This window comes from Finegoldia sp. P1-F-LS, from assembly GCF_052932205.1.
In genome coordinates this window covers 1-20,723 of sequence record NZ_JBRFJH010000003.1, presented here as the reverse complement: position 1 = coordinate 20,723, position 20,723 = coordinate 1, and the positions used below count along the sequence as shown (strand labels likewise).

The 20,723-nt window shown below is 33.0% G+C and carries 17 protein-coding genes; 12 read left to right on the top strand and 5 right to left on the bottom strand.

Going from position 1 to position 20,723, the window contains the following annotated elements:
* Positions 1 to 20: 20 nt before the first annotated feature.
* The 10 genes from ACU68Y_RS03490 (at position 21) to ACU68Y_RS03445 (ending at position 12,076) form a co-directional block, all read left to right on the top strand.
* Entirely contained in the window at positions 21 to 674 is a 654-nt protein-coding gene (locus tag ACU68Y_RS03490; protein ID WP_316449149.1) for a Crp/Fnr family transcriptional regulator, read from the top strand.
* Positions 675 to 762: 88 nt separating this feature from the next.
* The gene (gene hcp, locus ACU68Y_RS03485; RefSeq protein ID WP_012290387.1) at positions 763 to 2,424 is read left to right on the top strand and encodes a hydroxylamine reductase; all 1,662 of its coding nucleotides are present in this window, start codon (positions 763 to 765) and stop codon (positions 2,422 to 2,424) included.
* A gap of 132 nt (positions 2,425 to 2,556) precedes the next feature.
* Complete coding sequence (locus tag ACU68Y_RS03480; RefSeq protein ID WP_002840574.1) at positions 2,557 to 3,102, top strand: GNAT family N-acetyltransferase; 546 nt, start codon at positions 2,557 to 2,559, stop codon at positions 3,100 to 3,102.
* 1 nt (position 3,103) lies between these two features.
* A complete protein-coding gene (locus tag ACU68Y_RS03475) occupies positions 3,104 to 4,501 on the top strand; it encodes an MATE family efflux transporter (protein ID WP_446755326.1) in 1,398 nt (465 codons plus the stop codon).
* 85 nt (positions 4,502 to 4,586) lie between these two features.
* Complete coding sequence (gene gltX / locus ACU68Y_RS03470) at positions 4,587 to 6,056, top strand: glutamate--tRNA ligase (protein ID WP_002838824.1); 1,470 nt, start codon at positions 4,587 to 4,589, stop codon at positions 6,054 to 6,056.
* A gap of 8 nt (positions 6,057 to 6,064) precedes the next feature.
* Entirely contained in the window at positions 6,065 to 7,453 is a 1,389-nt protein-coding gene (cysS, locus tag ACU68Y_RS03465; RefSeq protein ID WP_004269551.1) for a cysteine--tRNA ligase, read from the top strand.
* Complete coding sequence (thyX, locus tag ACU68Y_RS03460; protein ID WP_060790105.1) at positions 7,453 to 8,214, top strand: FAD-dependent thymidylate synthase; 762 nt, start codon at positions 7,453 to 7,455, stop codon at positions 8,212 to 8,214. The genes cysS and thyX overlap by 1 nt, the downstream gene beginning before the upstream one ends.
* Before the next feature lie 12 nt (positions 8,215 to 8,226).
* The gene (locus tag ACU68Y_RS03455) at positions 8,227 to 9,072 is read left to right on the top strand and encodes a DegV family protein (protein ID WP_002841231.1); all 846 of its coding nucleotides are present in this window, start codon (positions 8,227 to 8,229) and stop codon (positions 9,070 to 9,072) included.
* A gap of 19 nt (positions 9,073 to 9,091) precedes the next feature.
* Positions 9,092 to 10,459, top strand: a complete 1,368-nt coding sequence (locus ACU68Y_RS03450) for an MATE family efflux transporter (RefSeq protein ID WP_035111888.1) — start codon at positions 9,092 to 9,094, stop codon at positions 10,457 to 10,459.
* A gap of 336 nt (positions 10,460 to 10,795) precedes the next feature.
* A complete protein-coding gene (locus tag ACU68Y_RS03445) occupies positions 10,796 to 12,076 on the top strand; it encodes a dicarboxylate/amino acid:cation symporter (protein ID WP_002837525.1) in 1,281 nt (426 codons plus the stop codon).
* A 96-nt stretch (positions 12,077 to 12,172) separates the two neighbouring features.
* Here the strand turns inward: ACU68Y_RS03445 and ACU68Y_RS03440 are convergent, their stop codons facing one another.
* Both ACU68Y_RS03440 and murC read right to left on the bottom strand, forming a co-directional pair.
* The gene (locus ACU68Y_RS03440) at positions 12,173 to 13,111 is read right to left on the bottom strand and encodes a linear amide C-N hydrolase (protein ID WP_446755325.1); all 939 of its coding nucleotides are present in this window, start codon (positions 13,109 to 13,111) and stop codon (positions 12,173 to 12,175) included.
* A 1-nt stretch (position 13,112) separates the two neighbouring features.
* Positions 13,113 to 14,498: a UDP-N-acetylmuramate--L-alanine ligase gene (gene murC, locus ACU68Y_RS03435; RefSeq protein ID WP_446755324.1), complete on the bottom strand. Its 1,386-nt coding sequence runs from the start codon at positions 14,496 to 14,498 to the stop codon at positions 13,113 to 13,115.
* 145 nt (positions 14,499 to 14,643) lie between these two features.
* Between murC and ACU68Y_RS03430 the strand changes: the two genes are divergently transcribed.
* Together ACU68Y_RS03430 and ACU68Y_RS03425 are read left to right on the top strand one after the other, a co-directional pair.
* Complete coding sequence (locus ACU68Y_RS03430) at positions 14,644 to 15,429, top strand: PfkB family carbohydrate kinase (RefSeq protein WP_316449456.1); 786 nt, start codon at positions 14,644 to 14,646, stop codon at positions 15,427 to 15,429.
* 101 nt (positions 15,430 to 15,530) lie between these two features.
* On the top strand, positions 15,531 to 16,403 hold the full coding sequence (locus tag ACU68Y_RS03425) for a YitT family protein (protein ID WP_002841345.1): 873 nt from the start codon (positions 15,531 to 15,533) through the stop codon (positions 16,401 to 16,403).
* Positions 16,404 to 16,535: 132 nt separating this feature from the next.
* Here the strand turns inward: ACU68Y_RS03425 and grdD are convergent, their stop codons facing one another.
* Genes grdD through grdB form a run of 3 tightly spaced genes read right to left on the bottom strand, consistent with a single transcriptional unit; the run spans position 16,536 to position 20,589 of the window.
* Positions 16,536 to 17,681 (bottom strand): glycine/sarcosine/betaine reductase complex component C subunit alpha, encoded by a 1,146-nt coding sequence (gene grdD / locus ACU68Y_RS03420; RefSeq protein ID WP_002837514.1) that lies wholly within the window; start codon positions 17,679 to 17,681, stop codon positions 16,536 to 16,538.
* A gap of 10 nt (positions 17,682 to 17,691) precedes the next feature.
* Entirely contained in the window at positions 17,692 to 19,239 is a 1,548-nt protein-coding gene (grdC, locus tag ACU68Y_RS03415; RefSeq protein WP_002837509.1) for a glycine/sarcosine/betaine reductase complex component C subunit beta, read from the bottom strand.
* A 39-nt stretch (positions 19,240 to 19,278) separates the two neighbouring features.
* Positions 19,279 to 20,589: a glycine reductase complex selenoprotein B gene (grdB, locus tag ACU68Y_RS03410; RefSeq protein ID WP_080551584.1), complete on the bottom strand. Its 1,311-nt coding sequence runs from the start codon at positions 20,587 to 20,589 to the stop codon at positions 19,279 to 19,281.
* Positions 20,590 to 20,723: the final 134 nt, after the last annotated feature.

Genomic DNA, 20,723 nt, shown 5'->3' with positions numbered 1-20,723 from the left:
ATAAAAATAATGGTGATTAAATGATAAATTCAAAACTTTTTAAAAATTTTACAGAAGAAGAATTTGAACAATTTCTTATTGAATCAAATTCGATAATAAACAAATACAATAAAAATTCGTTCGTTTTTTCTCCGGGAGATGTTTGCGATAAAATCTACGTTTTGAAAAGCGGAAAGCTCAGTCTTGAAAAGACGGATATTAATGGGAAGAACACTGTAGTCAATATTTTCAAAAATCATGGCGAAGTGATGGCAGAGGTATATTCGTATTTGAATAAAATCAGTGATTTTACGTTAATGTGTAACACTGATTGTGAAATTCTCGAAATTCCTGTGAGATTTTTCGATATTTCTAAAAGTTCAACTCCAATTAAAAATAAAATTATGACCAATCTTATAACAATTCTTGCAGAAAAAGCTTTTTTCTTAAATAGCAAGGTGAGAATGTTGTCTAGCTTTTCGTTGAGACAAAAAATCGCAACTTTTTTAATACAAACAGAAAAAGAAAACATATCAAACACTGGCATGACAAGGCAACAAATGGCAGATTTTCTGGCTACGACAAGGCCTTCTTTATCCAGAGAATTACTAAGCATGGAAGATAGTGGTCTTATCGAATTGAATGGATCTGAAATTAAGATTAAAAACAGAGAAGAATTGGAGAATTTATTGTAATAAACAAATGTAACTTATGTTACAGAAACCTAGACTTCTGATTAATTATAATTAAACCATAAAGTATAAAAAATCAGGGGGAAAGAAAATGGAAAAAACTATCGAAAAAAATCAAGAAATGTTTTGCTATCAATGTCAAGAAACTGCAAAAAACATCGCATGTACTAAAAAAGGCGTGTGCGGTAAAACATCAGATGTAGCAAATATTGAAGATTTGTTGGTTTGGGTTACAAAAGGATTAGGGGAAATCCTAACTAGAATGAGAAAAGAAAACAAAGATATCAAAAACTTGCATTCTTTTGTCAACAATAATTTGTTTACTACAATTACTAATGCAAACTTCCACTACGAAGATTTGTTAGAAAAAGTAAAAGAAACTATTGATTTGAACCAAAAATTAATTGAGGGCTTAGATGACAAAGAAAATTTGTCAAAGGCAGCTTTATACAACGAAAAAGACGATGACGAATTAAAATTAAAATCACAAATTATCGGCGTGTTGAATACTTTGGATGACGATAAGAGAAGTCTAAGAGAACTTATTACTTACGGATTGAAGGGAATGGCAGCCTACAATAGACATGCTAATGTTTTGGGAAAATTCGATGACAATGTCGACGAATTTATGGAAAGTACGTTAGCAAAATTAATGGACGATAGTTTATCCGTAGAAGATTTGATAGCTCTTACATTGGAAACTGGATCAAATGGTGCGGCAGCAATGGCACTTTTGGATAGTGCTAATACATCTGCATACGGAAATCCAGAAATTTCAGAAGTAAACATCGGAGTTAGAAATAATCCTGCAATTTTGATTTCTGGTCACGATTTGAAAGATATGGAAATGCTTTTGGAACAAACACAAAACACAGGAGTTGACGTTTACACTCACAGCGAAATGTTACCCGCAAATTATTATCCAGCTTTCAAAAAATACGATAATTTCGTAGGAAATTACGGAAACGCTTGGTGGTTACAAGACAAAGAATTTGAATCATTTAACGGTCCAATCTTGATGACTACTAACTGCATTATTCCACCAAAAGATTCTTACAAAGACAGAGTATTCACAACTGGTGTTGCAGCATATCCAGGAATGAAACACATCGCAGCAGATGAAAATGGTTACAAAGATTTCTCAGAAATAATCGAGCTTGCTAAAAAATGCGAATCTCCAAAAGAAATTGAGCACGGAAAAATCGTGGGTGGATTTGCGCACAATCAAGTGTTGGCTTTGGCAGACAAAGTTGTCGAAGCTGTTAAAAATGGAGATATTCAACAATTTGTAGTAATGGCAGGTTGCGATGGAAGACAAAGAGGAAGAAATTATTACGAAGATTTCGCAAAAGCATTACCTGAAGACACTATTATTTTAACTGCAGGTTGTGCAAAATACAGATACAACAAATTAAACTTAGGAGATATCAATGGTATTCCAAGGGTTTTGGATGCAGGTCAATGCAATGATTCATATTCATTAGTTGTCATCGCGCAAGCTTTACAAAAAGCTTTTGGTCTTGATGATATCAACGATTTGCCAATTAGCTACAACATTGCATGGTACGAACAAAAAGCTGTAATTGTACTTCTTGCACTTTTGAGCTTGGGTGTTAAAAATATTCACCTTGGACCAACTCTTCCTGCATTCCTATCTCCAAATGTAGCCAATGTTTTGGTAGAAAATTTTGGAATTGCTCCAATTGGAGAAGTTGATGAGGATATGGAAAAATTTGGAATTAAAACAAAATAATTCGTGAAAATTCATTTAATTAAGAGTCCGAAAGGGCTCTTTTTTGTTTGAAGAAATCTTGTTTTAAAATCGATTGACTTAAATTTTTTTAAGATATATTATTAAATAGATTGAAAAATTTTGGAGATAAAAATGAAATACGAAGATTTTGTTTTAAAATGTGAAGATATAGAAATAAAAGCGTTGGAAATGAAATATTTAGATGATTTTCATGAATACGCTATTCAAAAAGAAGTTGGTCCATCTGCTGGATGGAAGCCACATGAATCTATAAGACAATCTAAGAAAATTTTAAAAGAATTCATCAATTCAAAATTAGAATACGGAATTTTTCTGGAAGATACACTAATAGGAATCGTTGGAATATACGAGGACGATTATTTATTTGAACAACCAGAATTTGAAGAAAAAACAGGCGTTGAAATCGGATATAGTTTGAACAAAAATTATTGGAATCGTGGAATTATGACGAAGGTTGTTACGTGTTTTACCAATCATTTGCTAAATGATTTGGAGTATGATTATATTTCTTGTAGTTGTTTTGTTGAAAATAATATAAGTGCAAGAGTTATTGAGAAATGTGGGTTCAAATTTTATAGTAAACATTTGTATCAAAATTTTGATGGAACAAACAAACTTTGCAATTATTATTATATAGAAAATTTGAAGGAGGGATAGATTGAATTTAGCATTAAAGAAGAGTAAATTTTTCGGGGACAAAAATTTCTACAAAGGTGTGTTGGTACTAGCAATTCCTATCATTATTCAGCAACTTATTACATCTTTTGTAAATATGCTGGACAATATTATGGTTGGACAGACTGGAACTTTTGCAATGAGTGGGGTTTCTGTTGCAAATCAATTGATTACTGTATTTAACTTGGCGATTTTCGGCCTGGTATCAGCGGCGAGTATTTTTGCAGCACAATTTGCAGGGAAAAAAGATTACAAGAATGTGCAAAACTGTTTGTATTTTGATGTGGTGTTATCTTTTATTGTTTCTGTGATTAGTGTGCTTATTTTCTGGGTTTTTGGAGAGAAATTATTATATTTATTTATGAATCCAGACACAGATACTGCAAAAAATATTGCCACGACTATGGAATTTGCGCTAGATTATACAAAAATAATGACAATAGGATTTATTCCATTTGCTTTTTCACAGTCGATTTCATCTTCAATGAGGGTAAATGGAGAGACAAGACTTCCTATGATTACAAGTGTGATTACGGTGTTAGTGAACTTCGTGTTCAATTTGGTTTTGATTTTCGGACTTTTAGGTTTTCCTACATTAGGACCCAAAGGTGCTGCGATTGCGACTGTTATTTCGAGATTTGTGGAACTATCGTTGTTTATTTATTTTGCAAACAAAAATAAGTTTAGATTCACATTTTATTCTAATTTCTTCAAGAATTTTCATATAGATATTCATCTTTTTAAAAACATAACTGTTGCAGGAATTCCTTTGATTATAAATGAGATTTTGTATTCTTTGGGGATTGCTGCGATTACACAATCTTATTCTACAAGAGGAATTGAAGCCTTGGCAGCATATAATATTTCCCAGACAATTATAGGACTTTTCATCGTGTTTAATTTGGCGATGGGAGATTGTATTTCTATTATGGTCGGAAGACTTTTGGGAAGTGGAAATATTGATGAAGCTGTCGACACTGACAGAAAATTAATTGTGTTCTCATTTATGTTAGCAGTTGTAGTTGGAATTGTGTTGATTATTTTGGCACCACTTTTCCCAGAATTTTACAATACAACTAATGATGTAAAATTAATGGCGACGAATATGCTTAGAGTTGGTGGAGCGTTTTTGTGGATTTCTGCTTTGTACAATGCGTCATATTTTACACTCAGAAGTGGTGGTAAAACTATTTTGACTTTGCTTTTTGATTCGGTGGGAATTGTTTTGATTTCGTATCCGCTTTCATTTTTATTGGCAAAATTTACAGATTTAAATGTCGTGTTGATGTATTTGATAATTTCTGTGATTGATTTATACAAGGTTATTTTGGGATTGATTTTAGTTGGAAAGAAAATTTGGGTAAAAAATTTGGCGAAATAATTGCCAGATTTATATTAATAAATGTGAGATTTGGCGATTTGTGATATAATAAAATAAGTTAAATTTATTTTTTATGGGGGATATTATGAGTGAAGTAAGAGTAAGATTTGCTCCAAGTCCAACAGGATTTTTACACATTGGTGGACTTAGAACAGCTTTATATAATTATTTGTATGCAAAAAGAAATAACGGTAAATTTCTTTTGAGAATTGAAGACACTGATAGAACAAGATATGTTGAAGGTGCTATCGAAAATTTATTGGAACAATTGAAATGGGCAGGACTTGATCCAGATGAAGGAGTTGTCCTTGATGATGAAGGAAACGTAACTGAAGTTGGAGAATGTGGTCCTTACATTCAATCTGACAGAGTAAAACAAGGATTATACCAAAAATATATCGATGAATTAATCGAAAAAGGCTACGCTTATTATTGTTTCTGTTCAAAAGAAAGATTGGATCAAGTAAAAGCACAACAAAAAGCAGATGGGTTGATGCCAAAATACGATGGACTTTGCAGAGGAATTAGCATTGAAGATGCTAAAAAGAGAATTGCAAACGGTGAAGAATATGTTATTAGATTGAAACTTCCTGAAAACAAAGAGATCACATTCAACGATGCGATAAAAGGCAAGATTACTTTCAACACAAATGATATGGACGATCAAGTTTTGATAAAATCTGACGGATTCCCAACTTATCACTTTGCAGTTGTAGTTGACGATCATTTGATGGGAATTACTCACATCGTTCGTGGTGACGAATGGATTTCTTCAACAGCAAAACACGTGTATTTGTATCAATGTTTCGGATGGGATGTTCCAGAATTCGTTCACTTACCAGTTGTTTTGAACAAATCAGGTAAGAAATTATCCAAGAGAAATGATGACGTTGCAGTTAAAGATTTCAGAAAAAAAGGATATTTGCCAGAAGCTATCGACAATTACCTAGCTTTAGTAGGTTGGTCAAGTGAAGATAACCAAGAAATTATGTCGATGGAAGAATTAAAACACAAATTTGATTTCAACAGAGTTTCAAAGTCGGGCGGAGTTTTCGATACAGAAAAATTAAACTGGATTAACAGACATTACATTAAAGAAATAGAAAATGAAAAATTAGCATCAATGTTAAAACCATACTTGGTTGAAGATGGTGTGATTTCTGAAGATTATCCAGAATACAAATTAATAGAAATCGCCTCATTATTCAAAGAAGAATTGGATTACTTGGCAGAAATAACTGAAAAAGTTGAATTCTTGTTCAAAGATTACGAAATGGATGACGATGCTAAGGAATTCTTAAACTACGAAAAATTAGACGAATTAATGAATGCATTAAAAGAAGAAATCGAATCAGTTGATGAAATCGAAAAAGAATTTGCATCAGGAGTTATGAAAAAAGTTCAAAAGAAAACTGGAATCAAGGGCAAGGATTTGTGGATGACTACAAGAGCTGTAGTTACTGGAAATGTTCACGGACCAGACTTAGATTCTATTATGGTAGTTTTAGGAAAACAAGAAGTTTTAGATAGGATTAACAAAGCTTTAAATAGATAGGAGAAGATATGAAGTTATACAATACACTGACACGAAAAAAGGAAGAATTCAAACCAATTAAAGAAAAAAATGTCGGTATATACGTATGTGGCCCTACTGTTTATAATTATATTCACGTTGGAAATGCAAGACCGATTGTGGTATTTGATACTTTGAGAAGATATTTTATTTACAAAGGATATAATGTTAAATTTGTAAGCAACTTCACTGATATCGACGACAAAATTATCAATAAAGCAAAAGACGAAAATATAGATTTTAGAGAAATAACTAAGAAATACATTCAAGCTTACTTGAATAATGTATCGGGACTTAATTTCGACGAAGATGACACTATTCATCCAAAAGCTACTGAATATATCGACGAAATGATTAAATTTGTAAAAACTTTGGAAGACAAAGGTGCAGCATATAATGTCGATGGCAATGTGTATTTTGATATCACAAAAGCAAAAGACTACGGAAAATTATCCAAGAAAAATATAGATGATTTGCGTGCTGGTGCTAGAATTGATGTCAACAGCGAAAAGAAAAATCCGATGGATTTTGCTTTGTGGAAGAAGAGAAAAGAAGAAAGTGAACCTGCTTGGGAAAGTCCATGGGGAATGGGAAGACCTGGTTGGCATTTGGAATGTTCTGTAATGAGCAAATCAATTTTGGGTGATACTATTGACATTCACGCTGGTGGTGAAGATTTGCAATTCCCACATCACGAAAATGAAATCGCTCAATCAGAAACATGCACTGGAGCTCACTTTGCAAATTATTGGCTACACAACTCAATGATAACTGTAGATAAGGAAAAAATGAGCAAATCAAAGAATAATTTCTTCTTGTTAAAAGATATTGAAAAAGAATTTGATTTGGAAGTTATCAGATTGTGGTTGTTATCTGTTCACTACAGAAATCCGATTGATTTCAGTCACGACACGTTAGTAGCTACGAAAAATTCTCTTGATAGATTGTACACTGCTAAGAAATTCTTAAATAGAATTTTGGAAAACTCTTCTGAAAAAGAAGAAAAAGATGATAATATAAAAACATTCAGAGAAAAATTTGAACAAGCTATGGATGATGACATCAACACAGCTGATGCGATTAGCGTATTATTCGATTTCATTAAATATATCAACAAAAATTACGATGAAAATACATCGAAAAATATCTTGCTTGACGCTAAGAAATTGATGGATGATATTTCTTATGTTTTGGGAATTTTATTCAAAGAAGATGACGATGATTTGGATTCTGAAATAGAAGATTTGATAGAACAAAGAAATGCGGCTAGAAAAGAAAAAGACTTCAAAAAAGCTGACGAAATAAGAGATAAACTTTTATCTATGGGAATTGTGTTAAAAGACACCAGAGATGGCGTAATATGGGAGAGAAGTAATTAATGAAGGTTAATCTAATTAGATACACTCCAGATGCACAAAAACTTGTCGCATCAAGTGCAAAACTTTGTTATTCAGATAGTTCTGTTATGGAGATTGAGGAAGGACTAACTGATGAAAATGTAGAAAATTTCATAGATAAATTAATGGGTTTGGGACACATGTCTCCGGTTGAACACATTAGTTTTACTTTTGCAATAGAGGGTGTATCTAGAACTTTGACCCACCAATTGGTCAGACACAGATTAGCAAGCTACTCGCAAAAATCTCAACGATATGTGAGAGCGAATAATTACGAGTATATAATCCCTCCAAAAATAAAAAATAATCCCAAGGCTTTAGAAATCTACGAAAGACATATGAAACACACAATTGATGCTTACAATGAGTTGACAGAAATTTTGATACAAGAAGAATACGACAAACTAATCGCAAATGGCATCGATGAGAAGAAAGCAAAATCAATGTCAGAAAAAAGCTCCATTGAAGATGCGAGATATGTATTTTCAAATGCAACTGAGACTAAAATTGTCATGACAATGAATGCCCGTGAATTGTTGCATTTCTTCGAAGCAAGATGCTGCCAAAGAGCCCAATGGGAAATAAGAGAAATGGCAACATTAATGCTTATTGAAGCGAAAAAAGTGTGCCCACAAATTTTCAAAAAAGCGGGACCAGGTTGTGTTAAAGGAAGTTGTCCAGAAGGAAAGATGACTTGTGGTAAAATAAAACAAGTTAGAGAATATTTTAATAGCCTTGACTAGTTAGGAGATATTATGGGAAAGATTGCAATTTTAACAGATTCAGGTAGTGAAATTACACAAAAAATAGCAGAAGAATACGGCATTGAATTGATGCCACTTCAAATAAACTACTCAGATGTATCCTATGATGATTATACTGTTGATCCGAAATATATATACGAAAATATAGACAGAGAAGTTCCAAAAACATCCATCCCATCTCTTGGGGATATTGTTAACAAATTAAACGAAATAAAGAATAAAGGATTCGATAAAATTATTTGTATTTCCATTTCTTCAAAACTAAGTGGAATGTACAATGCATTTATGCTTGCGAAAGAACAAGTTGAAGATGTACAAGTAGAAGTTTTTGATTCAAAAAATATTTCGATTGGTACGGGATTTTTTGCAATATTTGCGAGAAAATTAATTGATGAAGGATTTTCATTAGAATCTATAATAGAAACAATGAAATCAAAAATCAAAGATTCAGTACCAGTTATAACTTTGGATACTTTAAAATATTTGTCTTTAGGTGGTAGAATAGGTAAAATTACTGGAATCGTTGGTAATTTATTAAATTTGAAACTTATAATATCTTGTAATGAAGATGGAGAATATTATACAGTAGAAAAAAACCGTGGAACAATGAAAAACATCAATCGTGCAATTGATATAGTCAAAAAAGAGTTATCAGGTATCAAAGACTATTATTTGGTTTTATTAAACGGTGATAATCAAAGCGCAATGGAAAAGGCCAAGGAAAGTATGAATGATTTAATTGAAGGAGCAAAGTTCTATTATGAAGGACAAATTGCACCTACATTGAGTATTCACACTGGACCAGGATTATTTGGAATAGGTTATTTTAAATTATAAATTAATAGGGGGCGAGTAAATGGGAAACAAAAAAAGCAATATTGAATTTATTACTAATGGAAATATTACTGATGTGATTTTTAAATTAAGTATCCCATTGATGATTAGTAATCTAATCAAAACCCTTTATGGTATAACTGACGGAATATATGTAGCTCGAATTAGCTCGGAAGACTATGCTGCGACATCTTTCACTTGGCCTGTGCTGTATTTGTTTATAGCAGTTGGACTGGGAGTAAGTGTTGCGGCTACTTCTTTAATGAGTCAAAGACTTGGAGCTAGAAAATTAAAAGACTGTTCAATATACGCTGTGCATACATTAATACTTACCACAGTACTTGGAGTAATATTCAGTATACTCGGTGTAATCACAGCACCATTTATTGTCAGATGGATGGGGGCTAAAGGAAGCTTTGAATATAAATCATACATATTCCTTGCGATAAATTCAGTAGGACTATTGTTTGATATGATTTTTTTCGGATATCAATCGATACTAAATTCTCAAGGAAGAACCAAATCAATGACGATTATATCTACAATTTCATCTGTGACAAACGTCGTTATAGATCCATTCTTCATTTTTGATAATGTTTTGGGAATTCCAGGGCTCAACATGGGACTTGCAGGTGCTGCATGGGCTACTGTTTTGTCGAAAGTTTTACTGGTTGTATTTGCTGTAAGAGTAGTAAAAAAAGAATCCGAAATCGAAGTCAACTTCAAAAACTTCAAATTGGATATGGGAATTATCAAACACATATTTTCCATCGCAATTCCAGCATCGCTTGGATCAAGTGGGGAAGCTATCGGGTTTACTGTTCTTAATGGATTCATTCAATCATACGGGACAACTACACTCGCTGCATTTTCTATGGGCAACAGATTGTCCGATATATTCAATCAAGGAGCTATTGGAATTGGAATGGCTCTAACATCAATCACAGGTCAAAATATAGGGGCAGGTAAAAAGGAAAGAAGCAAAAGCATTTTTAAACGCGCAAATATAATCATAACATTCTTCTCACTTGCATCTGCTATAATTATTTTACTTTTCAAAGACCAATTATTATCTGTGTTTATCAAAGACCGTAGTGATATTGAACTTTGGAGACAAGCTAGTGAGTACATGTACTTCTCAGCTATAATTACATTTTTCATGGGATATTTCTCAGCGATTAATGGTTTCTTCCAAGGTGTTGGAAAAACAAAACTTACAATGTATTTGTCACTTGCGAGATTGTGGGCTCTACGACTTCCACTTATTATGATACTTAAGAGTTTGACAAATCTCGGTTCTACAGGAATTTGGATTTCGATGTTAGTATCCAATGGACTTACAGTTCTGATAGGATTTATAATATACAAACAAGGACAATGGGAAAGATAAGACTGATGTTAAACATCGGTCTTTTTTTATTGAAATATTCTATATATTTCAAAATTGAAATAATTTATGAAAATTTATAAAATAAATAAAAGCTCAAAAAAATAGTGAAATATTAACGTTAAACTACAAAAAACTCTTGAAAAAATAATAAAAATTATTCCATATAAAATTTTTTGTGAATTTGAAATAACCTTTAAATTTCAAGGGAAAAGTGATATATAGAATAATACAATAAATAAATTTTGTGAAAACGATACATCTAAATATAAATCATTGTCTATTATAAGACAATATGATAAGATTAGTTTGAAAAAAATATAAAAAGGAGATGTTGATATGATTAAAAGCTTAATCGCTTTAGTTGTAGCTTTCGCATTATGCGTTGTCATTGATCGTTTGAAGAAAAAAGGTACTTCATTCATGATCAGAATTTTATTGGCAACAGCGATGGGTGCCATAGTAGGACTTATTTTTAAAGGAGCCACAGACTACGTAGCAATATTTGGTCGTGTGTTTGCAAGTTTATTACAAGCATTTGTAATTCCATTATTATTATTCTCAATTATAACTACAGTTGCATCCTTGGAAAGCTCAGAAAAATTAAGATCAATGGGTGGCAAGACAATTATTATTTTAGCTTTACACAATGTTTTAGCTGCTATATTGTCTATAATTTTAGGTAAATTAGTAAACATAGGAATGAATGCAAATATCAAAATGGATGTTGCAGATAAGGTTAAGGAAGTTCCACCTTTCTCAGATGTATTTGTAAGTTTCTTCCCTAAAAATATCATCGATAGTATGAGTCACAACAAAATTGTACCTATTGTAATTTTCGCAATTATCATTGGTATTGTTGTTCTTAGATACGCTAATAAGGAAGAAATCAAACCATTCTTAGATTTCGTAGAAGCTGGTAATAAAGTAATGAACAAAGTAATTGGAGAAATTATTGAATTCACTCCATACGCAGTGCTTTCATTACTAGCTAACCAAGTAGCTACTTTGGATTTATCATTTGTTGCATCGTTATTATTCTTATTATTAATGGTTTATGTAGCATGTTTGTTCCACACATTCATCACTACATCAGCTATGATGAGTTTGATTGCACATATCAATCCATTTAAGTTCCAACGTAAATTCTTCCCTGCATGGTTGATAGCATTTACTACACAAAGTTCTATTGGATCTTTGCCAGCAAATATTAGAGAACAAGAAGACATGGGTGTACCTACAGAAACTGCATCATTTGCAGCATCAATTGGTACAACATTTGGTATGCCAGGATGTGCAGCTGTATGGCCAATTTTATTAGCGATGTTTACAATTAATGCTCTTAATATTCCATTCTCGGCTACTCAATATTTAATTATGGTTGGTTCATGCTTGTTCGCTTCATTAGGAACAGTAGGAGTACCAGGAACAGGAACTATTCAAGCTACAGCAATCTTTGCTACAATGGGATTACCAGTTGAAATGATTTTGGTTTTAAGCCCAATTCAAGGTGTTGCTGATATGGCACGTACTTCAACTAACGTTCACGCAGGTGGATCTACTGGTGTTATGGTAGCAGCAATGCAACACGATTTAGATCTTGAAAAATTCAATGCATAATTGATTTTAAATAGAAGCATTTTGTTAATAACAAAATAGCTTCTATTTTTTGTGAAAATTATTAAATTTCATTTAAAATAAAGGATAGGCATTAGCCTATCCTTTATTAATTCTTTTAAATTCTAATTTGTTTTCAAAATAATAAGAGAATATTTTATTTTCATCTGGTATATCATCAAAATCTATCAGATAAGTTTGAGTATTGGAATGCGTTCTAACAGCCATAGAAGCGGTCTGTGTGTCGAAAGCACTAATATACCTAGTAAATGTATAGTAATCATGTGAATCGTTCTTAAAGAAGCCCTCAGTGATTTTTAGAGGCTCTAATATACTAAATGCTGATGAGTATGCTTCATTTACATTAGAAGATTTCTTGTGAGTTGACAGGATGTATTTTGCCCTAATGAATCTACTTACAGGATCATATGCACCTGTCAAATCTTTTATTTGATTGAATTTGGATAAATCACCGATTAATTTCTCGTATCTTTTAACATGTGAAGAATATTTTGGAGAATTAGTCATTACTTTTGGATTATCTCCACATGGAACTAATTTGTGATCTTTGTATTCTAAAACAGTAGAATCACCAGTTCTATCGACAAACATAAAGTGGAAATCAGGGCATATCACAGAATTTCCATCAACATCTTTGTTAGCTAGATGAATATTGTCCAAATCATTTAGCAATTCTTCAACTGTTTTGTAATTTCCAAGAGCAAAATTCATAAAATCCAGTGAATTTGTGTTTATTTTTCCTTCGACAGGATGATTACTGAACAGATTATTTGCGATAAACATATTAGTACAACCACAAAGGCCATGTTCATTCACACCATCTTTGATAGGGTACAGATTTCTAAAACACATTCCCATCATTTTATATTTTGAACGCATTGGTTTGTGATACAAATCATCTGCATAATGAAATCCTCTTGGAATATAAATCATGTTGTATTCCAAAGGAACTTCAAAATCAAGCGTACGAGCCATCACAGAGCCTTTAGGATAATCTACAATAATTGTCGTACACATTTTATTCCACAATCATTTTGGCAAGAACATCAGGATTTCCACAACCAGTAGTCAAAACCATATCATTTTCACAAACTTTAGAACGGATATAATCACGAGCTTCTTCAAAAGTCTTGTAGTATTTTGCGTTGACGCCATTTTTTACGAGTTTTTCTACCAAATCTGTAGAATGAATGCTGCTGTCAAATTTTTCTCTTGCAGCGTATATTTCAGTTACTACAACCTCATCACAATCATAGAATGCATTTGCAAAATCATCCAATAGCATTTTAGTCCTTGAATAAGTGTGAGGCTGGAATACACAGTAGAATTTGCCTTTTTTATGTTCATCCAAAGCTTTCAAAGTGTTTTTGATTTCAGTAGGGTGATGACCATAATCAGTCTTTACTTCACAACCTTTATAAAATCCTATAGTTTCCATTCTTCTGTGAAGATTATGATATTCTTTCATATTTTTTCTAATAGTGTCAATATCAATGTGGAATTCGTAGCATGCAATAATCGCAGCCACAGCATCGTAAATATTGTGACGTCCAATAATAGAAAGCGAGAATTCCTCATCTTTGTCAAACTTTTCAGATGAAACTACAAAACTAGGATTGCCATTTTCATTAAAAGTTATATCGTGAACGTTGTAGTCAGCCTTTTCATTTTCAATACCAAATGTTATGATTTCTCCTTTGATGTGAGATAACAGAGGTTCACAATTTTTGTCGTCAATATTTATGATGGCCTTGGAATTTTCGTCCAAATTCTTCATGTAGCCAATGAATGTCGCTACGATGTGATTCAAATCTTTATAGAAGTCCAAATGGTCTTCGTCTATGTTAAGTATTATAGCCATTGATGGATAATAGTTGAGAATATTAGCCTTGTATTCACAAGCTTCTGTAAGCATGTATTCGCTATTACCACAGTGTACATTGCCTTGAATTTCGTCTAATTTACCACCCAAAAGAATAGATGGATCTACTTTTGCATCTATTAAAATCTTTGCAATCATTGAAGTTGTAGTTGATTTACCATGAGATCCACTAACTCCAATTGAATATTTGTAATTTCTCATCAATGCGCCAAGAAAAACTCCTCTGCTGACAACGTCTACTCCAAGTTCTCTTGCAGCGATTAATTCTTCGTTATCATCTAATATCGCATCAGTGTACACGATTAAATCCGGATTTTTGATATTTTCTCTTTTTTGTCCTATAAATATTTCAACGCCTAGACTTTTGAGCCTGTTAGTTTCGTCAGATTCTTCTCGGTCACTACCAGAAACTTTATATCCATAATGATTTAACAATTCAGCGATACCACTCATGGATATTCCACCAATTCCTATAAAATGTATGTATTTAAATTTGTGCTCTTCTATATTAAAATTGAACATAAGCCCCTCCTTATTTCCAATTGATATTATATCATAAAAAACTGAGAAATTATGAGGATTTAAGAGCCAAAAATCTACAAAATGATTAAGATTTATTTGATATACAAATATGCTTTTAGTGTTATAATTAGATGGAGGAGAAAACATGAAAGATATTTTATTAATCAACGATATGCCAGGATATGGGAGAGTCGCTCTTAGTTGTATGATTCCTGTGCTGAGCAATAAAGGAAAAAGCGTTTTTAATTTGCCAACAGCTGTTGTGAGTAACACATTGGATTATGGAAAATTTGCGATTTTAGATACAACAGAATATATGAAACAAGCGACAAAAGTTTGGGAGGAATTGGATTTTAGTTTTGATTTGATTGCTACTGGATTTTTGAATAGCTTAGAACAAGTGGATATTATCAAAGATTTTATAGCTAAACAAAAAAACTCGCCAGAGGTCGTTGTCGATCCCATAATGGCAGACAATGGGAAACTCTACAACGGATTGAATGAGGACAATATTGAAAATTTTAGAAGACTAATTGACGTAGCTACAGTGATTATTCCAAACGAAACTGAAGCTAGAATGATAGCTAGTATGATGGATGAACCTATAGATGATGTAGCCAAAAAGCTAATACAAATGGGAGCAAATTACGTTGTTATTACAAGCGCAGAAGAAAATGACGAGCATTTCGTTTTTTGTATGGATAAAAACCTTACTTCAGATAAGATTTATTACGAATACATCAACACATCTTATGCAGGAACAGGGGATTTGTTTTCAGCATTATTTATAAGCCAATATTCAGAAAATAAATCAATTTTTGATTCCGCAAAGTATGCAAGCTTGAAAACAACAGAACTGTTGAAACTTTCATTAGATATTAAAGACAAAGCTCGTGGTTTACCGATAGAAAGGTTTATAGATATTTTGTAAGCTATAATTTTAAATAAATATTAGAAAATAATGAATATTACATTGTAAATTGTATATTCAATTGTTATAATGATATTGCATAAAAATATTAGGGGGATAATATGATTGATTTAGACGCTTTAGAAAGACGAAATAAAAGAAAAAGCGTGATTATGATGGCAGTTGGTGTCATTCTTATTGCATTGGGAATTCACTTCTTCCTTGCACCTAATAAATTATCATTAGGTGGAGCAGCGGGAATGGCAATAGTAATTGGAAATTTCGTTCCAATATCAACAGGTCCAATTTTGATTATTATTAATACGATTTTATTTATTGTAGGATTTATAATGCTAGGAAAAGCATTTGGACTTAAAACTATAATTTGCTCATTGGGACTTAGTTTATTGGTATGGATTTTGGATATTGTATTTCCTATGGAAAAACCATTGTTTGACGGAAAAATGATTCAATTAATTGCAGCTGTAATGATTTACGGGTCGGGAGTAGGTATTGTACTTAATAACTACGCATCAACTGGTGGGTCTGATATATTCGCTAAGATTTTAAACAAGTACTTAGGAATAGAATTGGGCAAAGGATGCTTGATAGTAGATTTTCTTATTACATTATCAGCATGGTATGCTTACGGAACAGAGATTGCAATATACTCTCTTGTAGGGACTGTACTTAATGGTTTAATAATAGATTTTACAATCAATGGTATGAATACATCAAAACTCTGTACGATTACTACATCAAAGCCGGATGAGGTTTGTAAGTTCTTGGTCGATAAGCTTACAAGATCTGCTAATATTTACACAGCAAAAGGTGCTTATTCAGGATTAGAAAAAGAAATCGTACAAACAGTTGTAAGCAATAGAGATTTTATAATGCTTAAAAAATACATTCAAGAAATTGATCCATTAGCTTTTGTAATAGTATGTAACGCTAGCGAAACATACGGTTGGAGATGGAGAAATATAATAGAATAGATTAAATAAAAAAATGACCTTAGATTATTAGTTTGATGAAGCTATTAATCTAAGGTTTTTTGTATGCAAAATTTAATTTGAAACAAAAAAAGATGTGTGACTAATCACACATCTTTTTAAAAGCCTATAGAATTATTCTATATAACCATTTTGTTTTAGTATTTGTGATGCTTTATCTAAGTTTGCATCAGACACTTGAACGATTGGACCAGTACAGCCCATACCGCTTTCAGCGTATATATTTTCTTTCCATAAAGCTTGAACAGCATCTTCAATTTCAAGAATATCAATTCCTGAGATTGTAGCAGATACTACTTCTTTGTCTGGCATTTTAACTTCTTCAGAAGATGCTTTTGGAGCTTCTTTCTTACTTAATGATTCTAAGATGCCATTGAAGTCAGCCTTGTGAGCTTGCTTATAGATAGATTTTTTATTGTTATCAATTCCACCAGCTACTGTTTGGTAAGCATATTTTAATGCATTTGCAACTACAGGAGCACCTGAAGCACGAGATACAATAAATATGTTTCTTTCGTAGCCTTCACCGATACCAGGACCATATCCGAAACCAGTAGTTTCGTAGTTTCCACCTGATGTGAATGATCCGAACATCTTCATTAATAAGTTACCTGTTAATGAATCAGTTACCATTACATCACAGCTTCCCATAAGAAGGTCATTACCTCTCATTACGATACCACCGTCAGCTCTTTGGCTTTCAGCAAATTCGATATCGAATCCGTTGTCTTTGAAGTGTTTCAAAGCTTTTTCTACTTGTCTAGCACCGTCGATGTTTAAAATACCAACTGTTGGTTTTGCAATACCGCAAGATTTAGCTGCGATAATACCTGCTACTGCATTTCTTACCATAGCTTTAGTTCTTTCAGTATCACTAGTTCCTGTAGTTGTAGCTAAGAACATTTCTTTGCCGTGACCAGGAGTGTATACTCTACCAACTGTTGAAACACCGATAGGGAAGTTGTAGTGAAGAGTTACACAAGCTTGAATTTCGCCACTGTCTAGTAATTCTTCCATCTTCTTGTACATATCTTCATCGTTATCAACTTCATAAGTTTCATGTTCGTCATCAACTCTTTCACCGATAACAACTACTTCAAAAAGATCAGATTTAGCTAATTCAATAGCTTTTTTCATGTTTTCAACGCCGTGTTCACTACCTAAAGTAGTAAGACCGATTTTTACTTTCTTACCAAATTTTCCGCTTTCGATAGCTTCAGATATTTCAAGAAATACTTCGGAAATTTTTTTATTATCCATGTCTACACCTCTATTCTGCTAAAAGATTTTCAGCTAGTTTTCTCATGGATTCTGCGATTACTTTCTTAATTTGATCCTTTTCTGATTCAGATGAAACTGATGATTCATCTTCCATTTTACCATCATTTCTTTCCATAACGATAGATACACCATCAAATAAGTTAGTCATTCTACCTAGGAACAAACTACCTTTACCAACGAACATTACTCTGTTGTAATCTCCTTCAGTTAAGTCTTTAATAGCATGTCCTGCATAAGGAATACCTGATGGAATGTGTCCTTGTGTTGGAGCCCAACCTACTAAGCCTTTTTCAGTAATGAAATTAGCTAATTCTTTTCTGTCTAGTTCTCCTTGTTTAACAGCAAGGGCAGCAATCATCTTATAGTTAGCTTCAGGAACATTTCCAGCTCCGGCAGGTTTAGTGATATCTGGGTTTTGCATTTCTACAGAATATTTATCTACATCAGTAATCTTTAATCCATTTTCTTCTAATGAATGAGATACTAAGCTTGAGATAACTGCTTGTGGTGAAGAACCAGTCTTAACTGTGTGACGTCCTACGATGTCAGTTCTTAATACTGGATGAACACCATCATTTTCTGAGATTAAAATTGCAAATCCACCAACAACGTCTTCAAGAACTGGGAAGCCCTTTTTAACGTGGTCTTTAGCGTTCATACCTAATTTAGCAGTTGAACCACCTGCTACAACCATTACGTTTTTATAAACACCAGATTTAACTAAAGCACTTGCTTCGATTAATGAGTGAATAGGAGCTGCACAGAATCCTCTAGTATCAGAACCTGTTGCATTTTGTAATCCTACAACTTCAGCGATTGATTTAGCGAAGTTACCGCCACCTCTTTGGTTAACGTCTCCGCAGGCTTCTTCTGAACATTCGATTACATAATCTATATCATCTCTGTTAATGTCATTCTTAGTAACTAATTCAACAGCTGCTAGAACACCTGAAGCTTTTACTACTAAGTTTTCAAACATTGTGTGAGCGCTTAAGTTTACGTCGATATCATGAGCTGCTTTGATATAACCACAAACTTTTCCGTCATGGTATAAAGCTTCTGCCATGTGAGTGTCGAATAATTCTTGAGCATTTGAAATATCAGAACCTTTTAAGTGAGAGAAGTATGGTTCCAAGATTGGATATTCTTCTTCAATAACTGGTTTGATTTCATTTACGAATTCTTCAGAAAGTTTTACTAAGTCGAATGCATCACTCATTTGTAATAGGGCAATGAATACGTCTTGTTTTACGATTTTACCCATTTTACCATCAGCTTTACCTTCTTCATAAGTGTGATTAGTAAATGGCATTTCGTAATTTTCTAATTCTTGAGGAGAAACATTTCCTATATAAACTTGGTTAGGAAGATATTTTACAACCTCATCAAAACTTCTAATGTGTTTTCCAACTTCTTTTAAGAATTCAGAATCTGGGTTTACAACTCTTTCAGTTTGACATGTTGATCCGTTTTGGATAATCATATCAGGAGTGTTGACTAATACATAGCCAGCTCCTTTTAGTACTGGAAAATTCATCTGTTAACTATTCTCCTTTATTATTTATTTATATTTGAATTAGTCTTCGAAAACTGTTTGATCTTCTACCTCAGTAGTTAAAGCTTTTAATGCTTTCATAACAATCTTTTTACGAAGACTATATTCTTCTTCTTTAGTTAATGCTGGGTTTCCTAATGGGTGAGGAATAGCAATAGCTGGAACAATTCTGTTAGCACCTACTGTTAATGAGATAGGAGTAACTGTACAAATATGAACAACAGGAAGTCCTGTACGTTCAATTGCTTTTACCATCGTTGCACCGCAACGTGTACAAGTACCTCAGGTACTAGTAAGAACAACTGCGTCTACGTTGTCAGCTAATAATTTTTCACCAATTTCAGTACCGAATTTATCAGCATTAGCAACGGCTGTACCATTACCTACAGTTGAATACCAAGTTTCGTGTAATGAACCAATAACGCCTTCTTTTTCTAATTCTCTCATAACATCGATTGGTAATACTCTGTCTCCATCTTCGTTAGCGTATACTGGATCGTATCCACCGTGAGCTGTTTCAGAGTTTTCAGCTGTTAAATCATTGATTCCTGAGAAATCATAAGAACCGTATTTAGTTGCTGAAGATGATTCGATGTGATCTGGGTTTCCTTTTGGAACTGTACCACCAGAAGTTACAAGAGCGATTCTTGCTTTTGATAAATCTTTGATAGCTTTACCAGGTTCAACTCTGTCGAATGCAGGCATTGGATATTCTGTTTCGAATTCTTCACCATTAATTTTCTTAATAAGCATTTCAACAGCTCTTTGAGAACCGATTTTTTCTGAGAAGAAGTTAACACGAACTCCTCTTTCGATATATCCTTCTTCTTTTGGAGATCCGATTTCTTCTCCCTTAGCAACCTTAGGACCTAATTTACCGATTTTCTTCATAGCGTCTCTCATACCAGCGGCACTATTTTTAGTTTCTACGATATAAACGTCCTTTTTGTACATATCTGCACCTGGGTTTTCAGGGTACATACCTGTTAATACAGGAATATTTAATTCATCTTTAACTGCTTTAGCCATAGTACCAGCAGCAACACCGTATCTACCAGCGTTAAATGCAGGACCAGTTACTACGAAGTCTGGATTAGCTTCTTTAATCATTTCCAATACTTCTTTTTGAGCAGCTTCCATATTTTCACCGAAATATGAGTCACCACATACTACAGTTCTAACTACTTCGAAATCATCTCCCAATGCTTTTTGTAATTGAGCAGAGATAGGAGGTAATTGTTCTGCTATAAATGGTTTTGTATCAGCTTTTTCTTCTCCACCAATACCAGCGAAGAATTGGTTTATATAATGAACAACTTTAATTTTATCCATTAAGCTTACTTCCTTATATAATGTATTTAGGTTGTTAAAGGTAACCTATAACCCTTTTTCGACTAAGTATTATTCAGGTTTGCTGTATAATATTGTTATTAGATAGAGTGTACTCGTCACTTCCTTGAGATTTA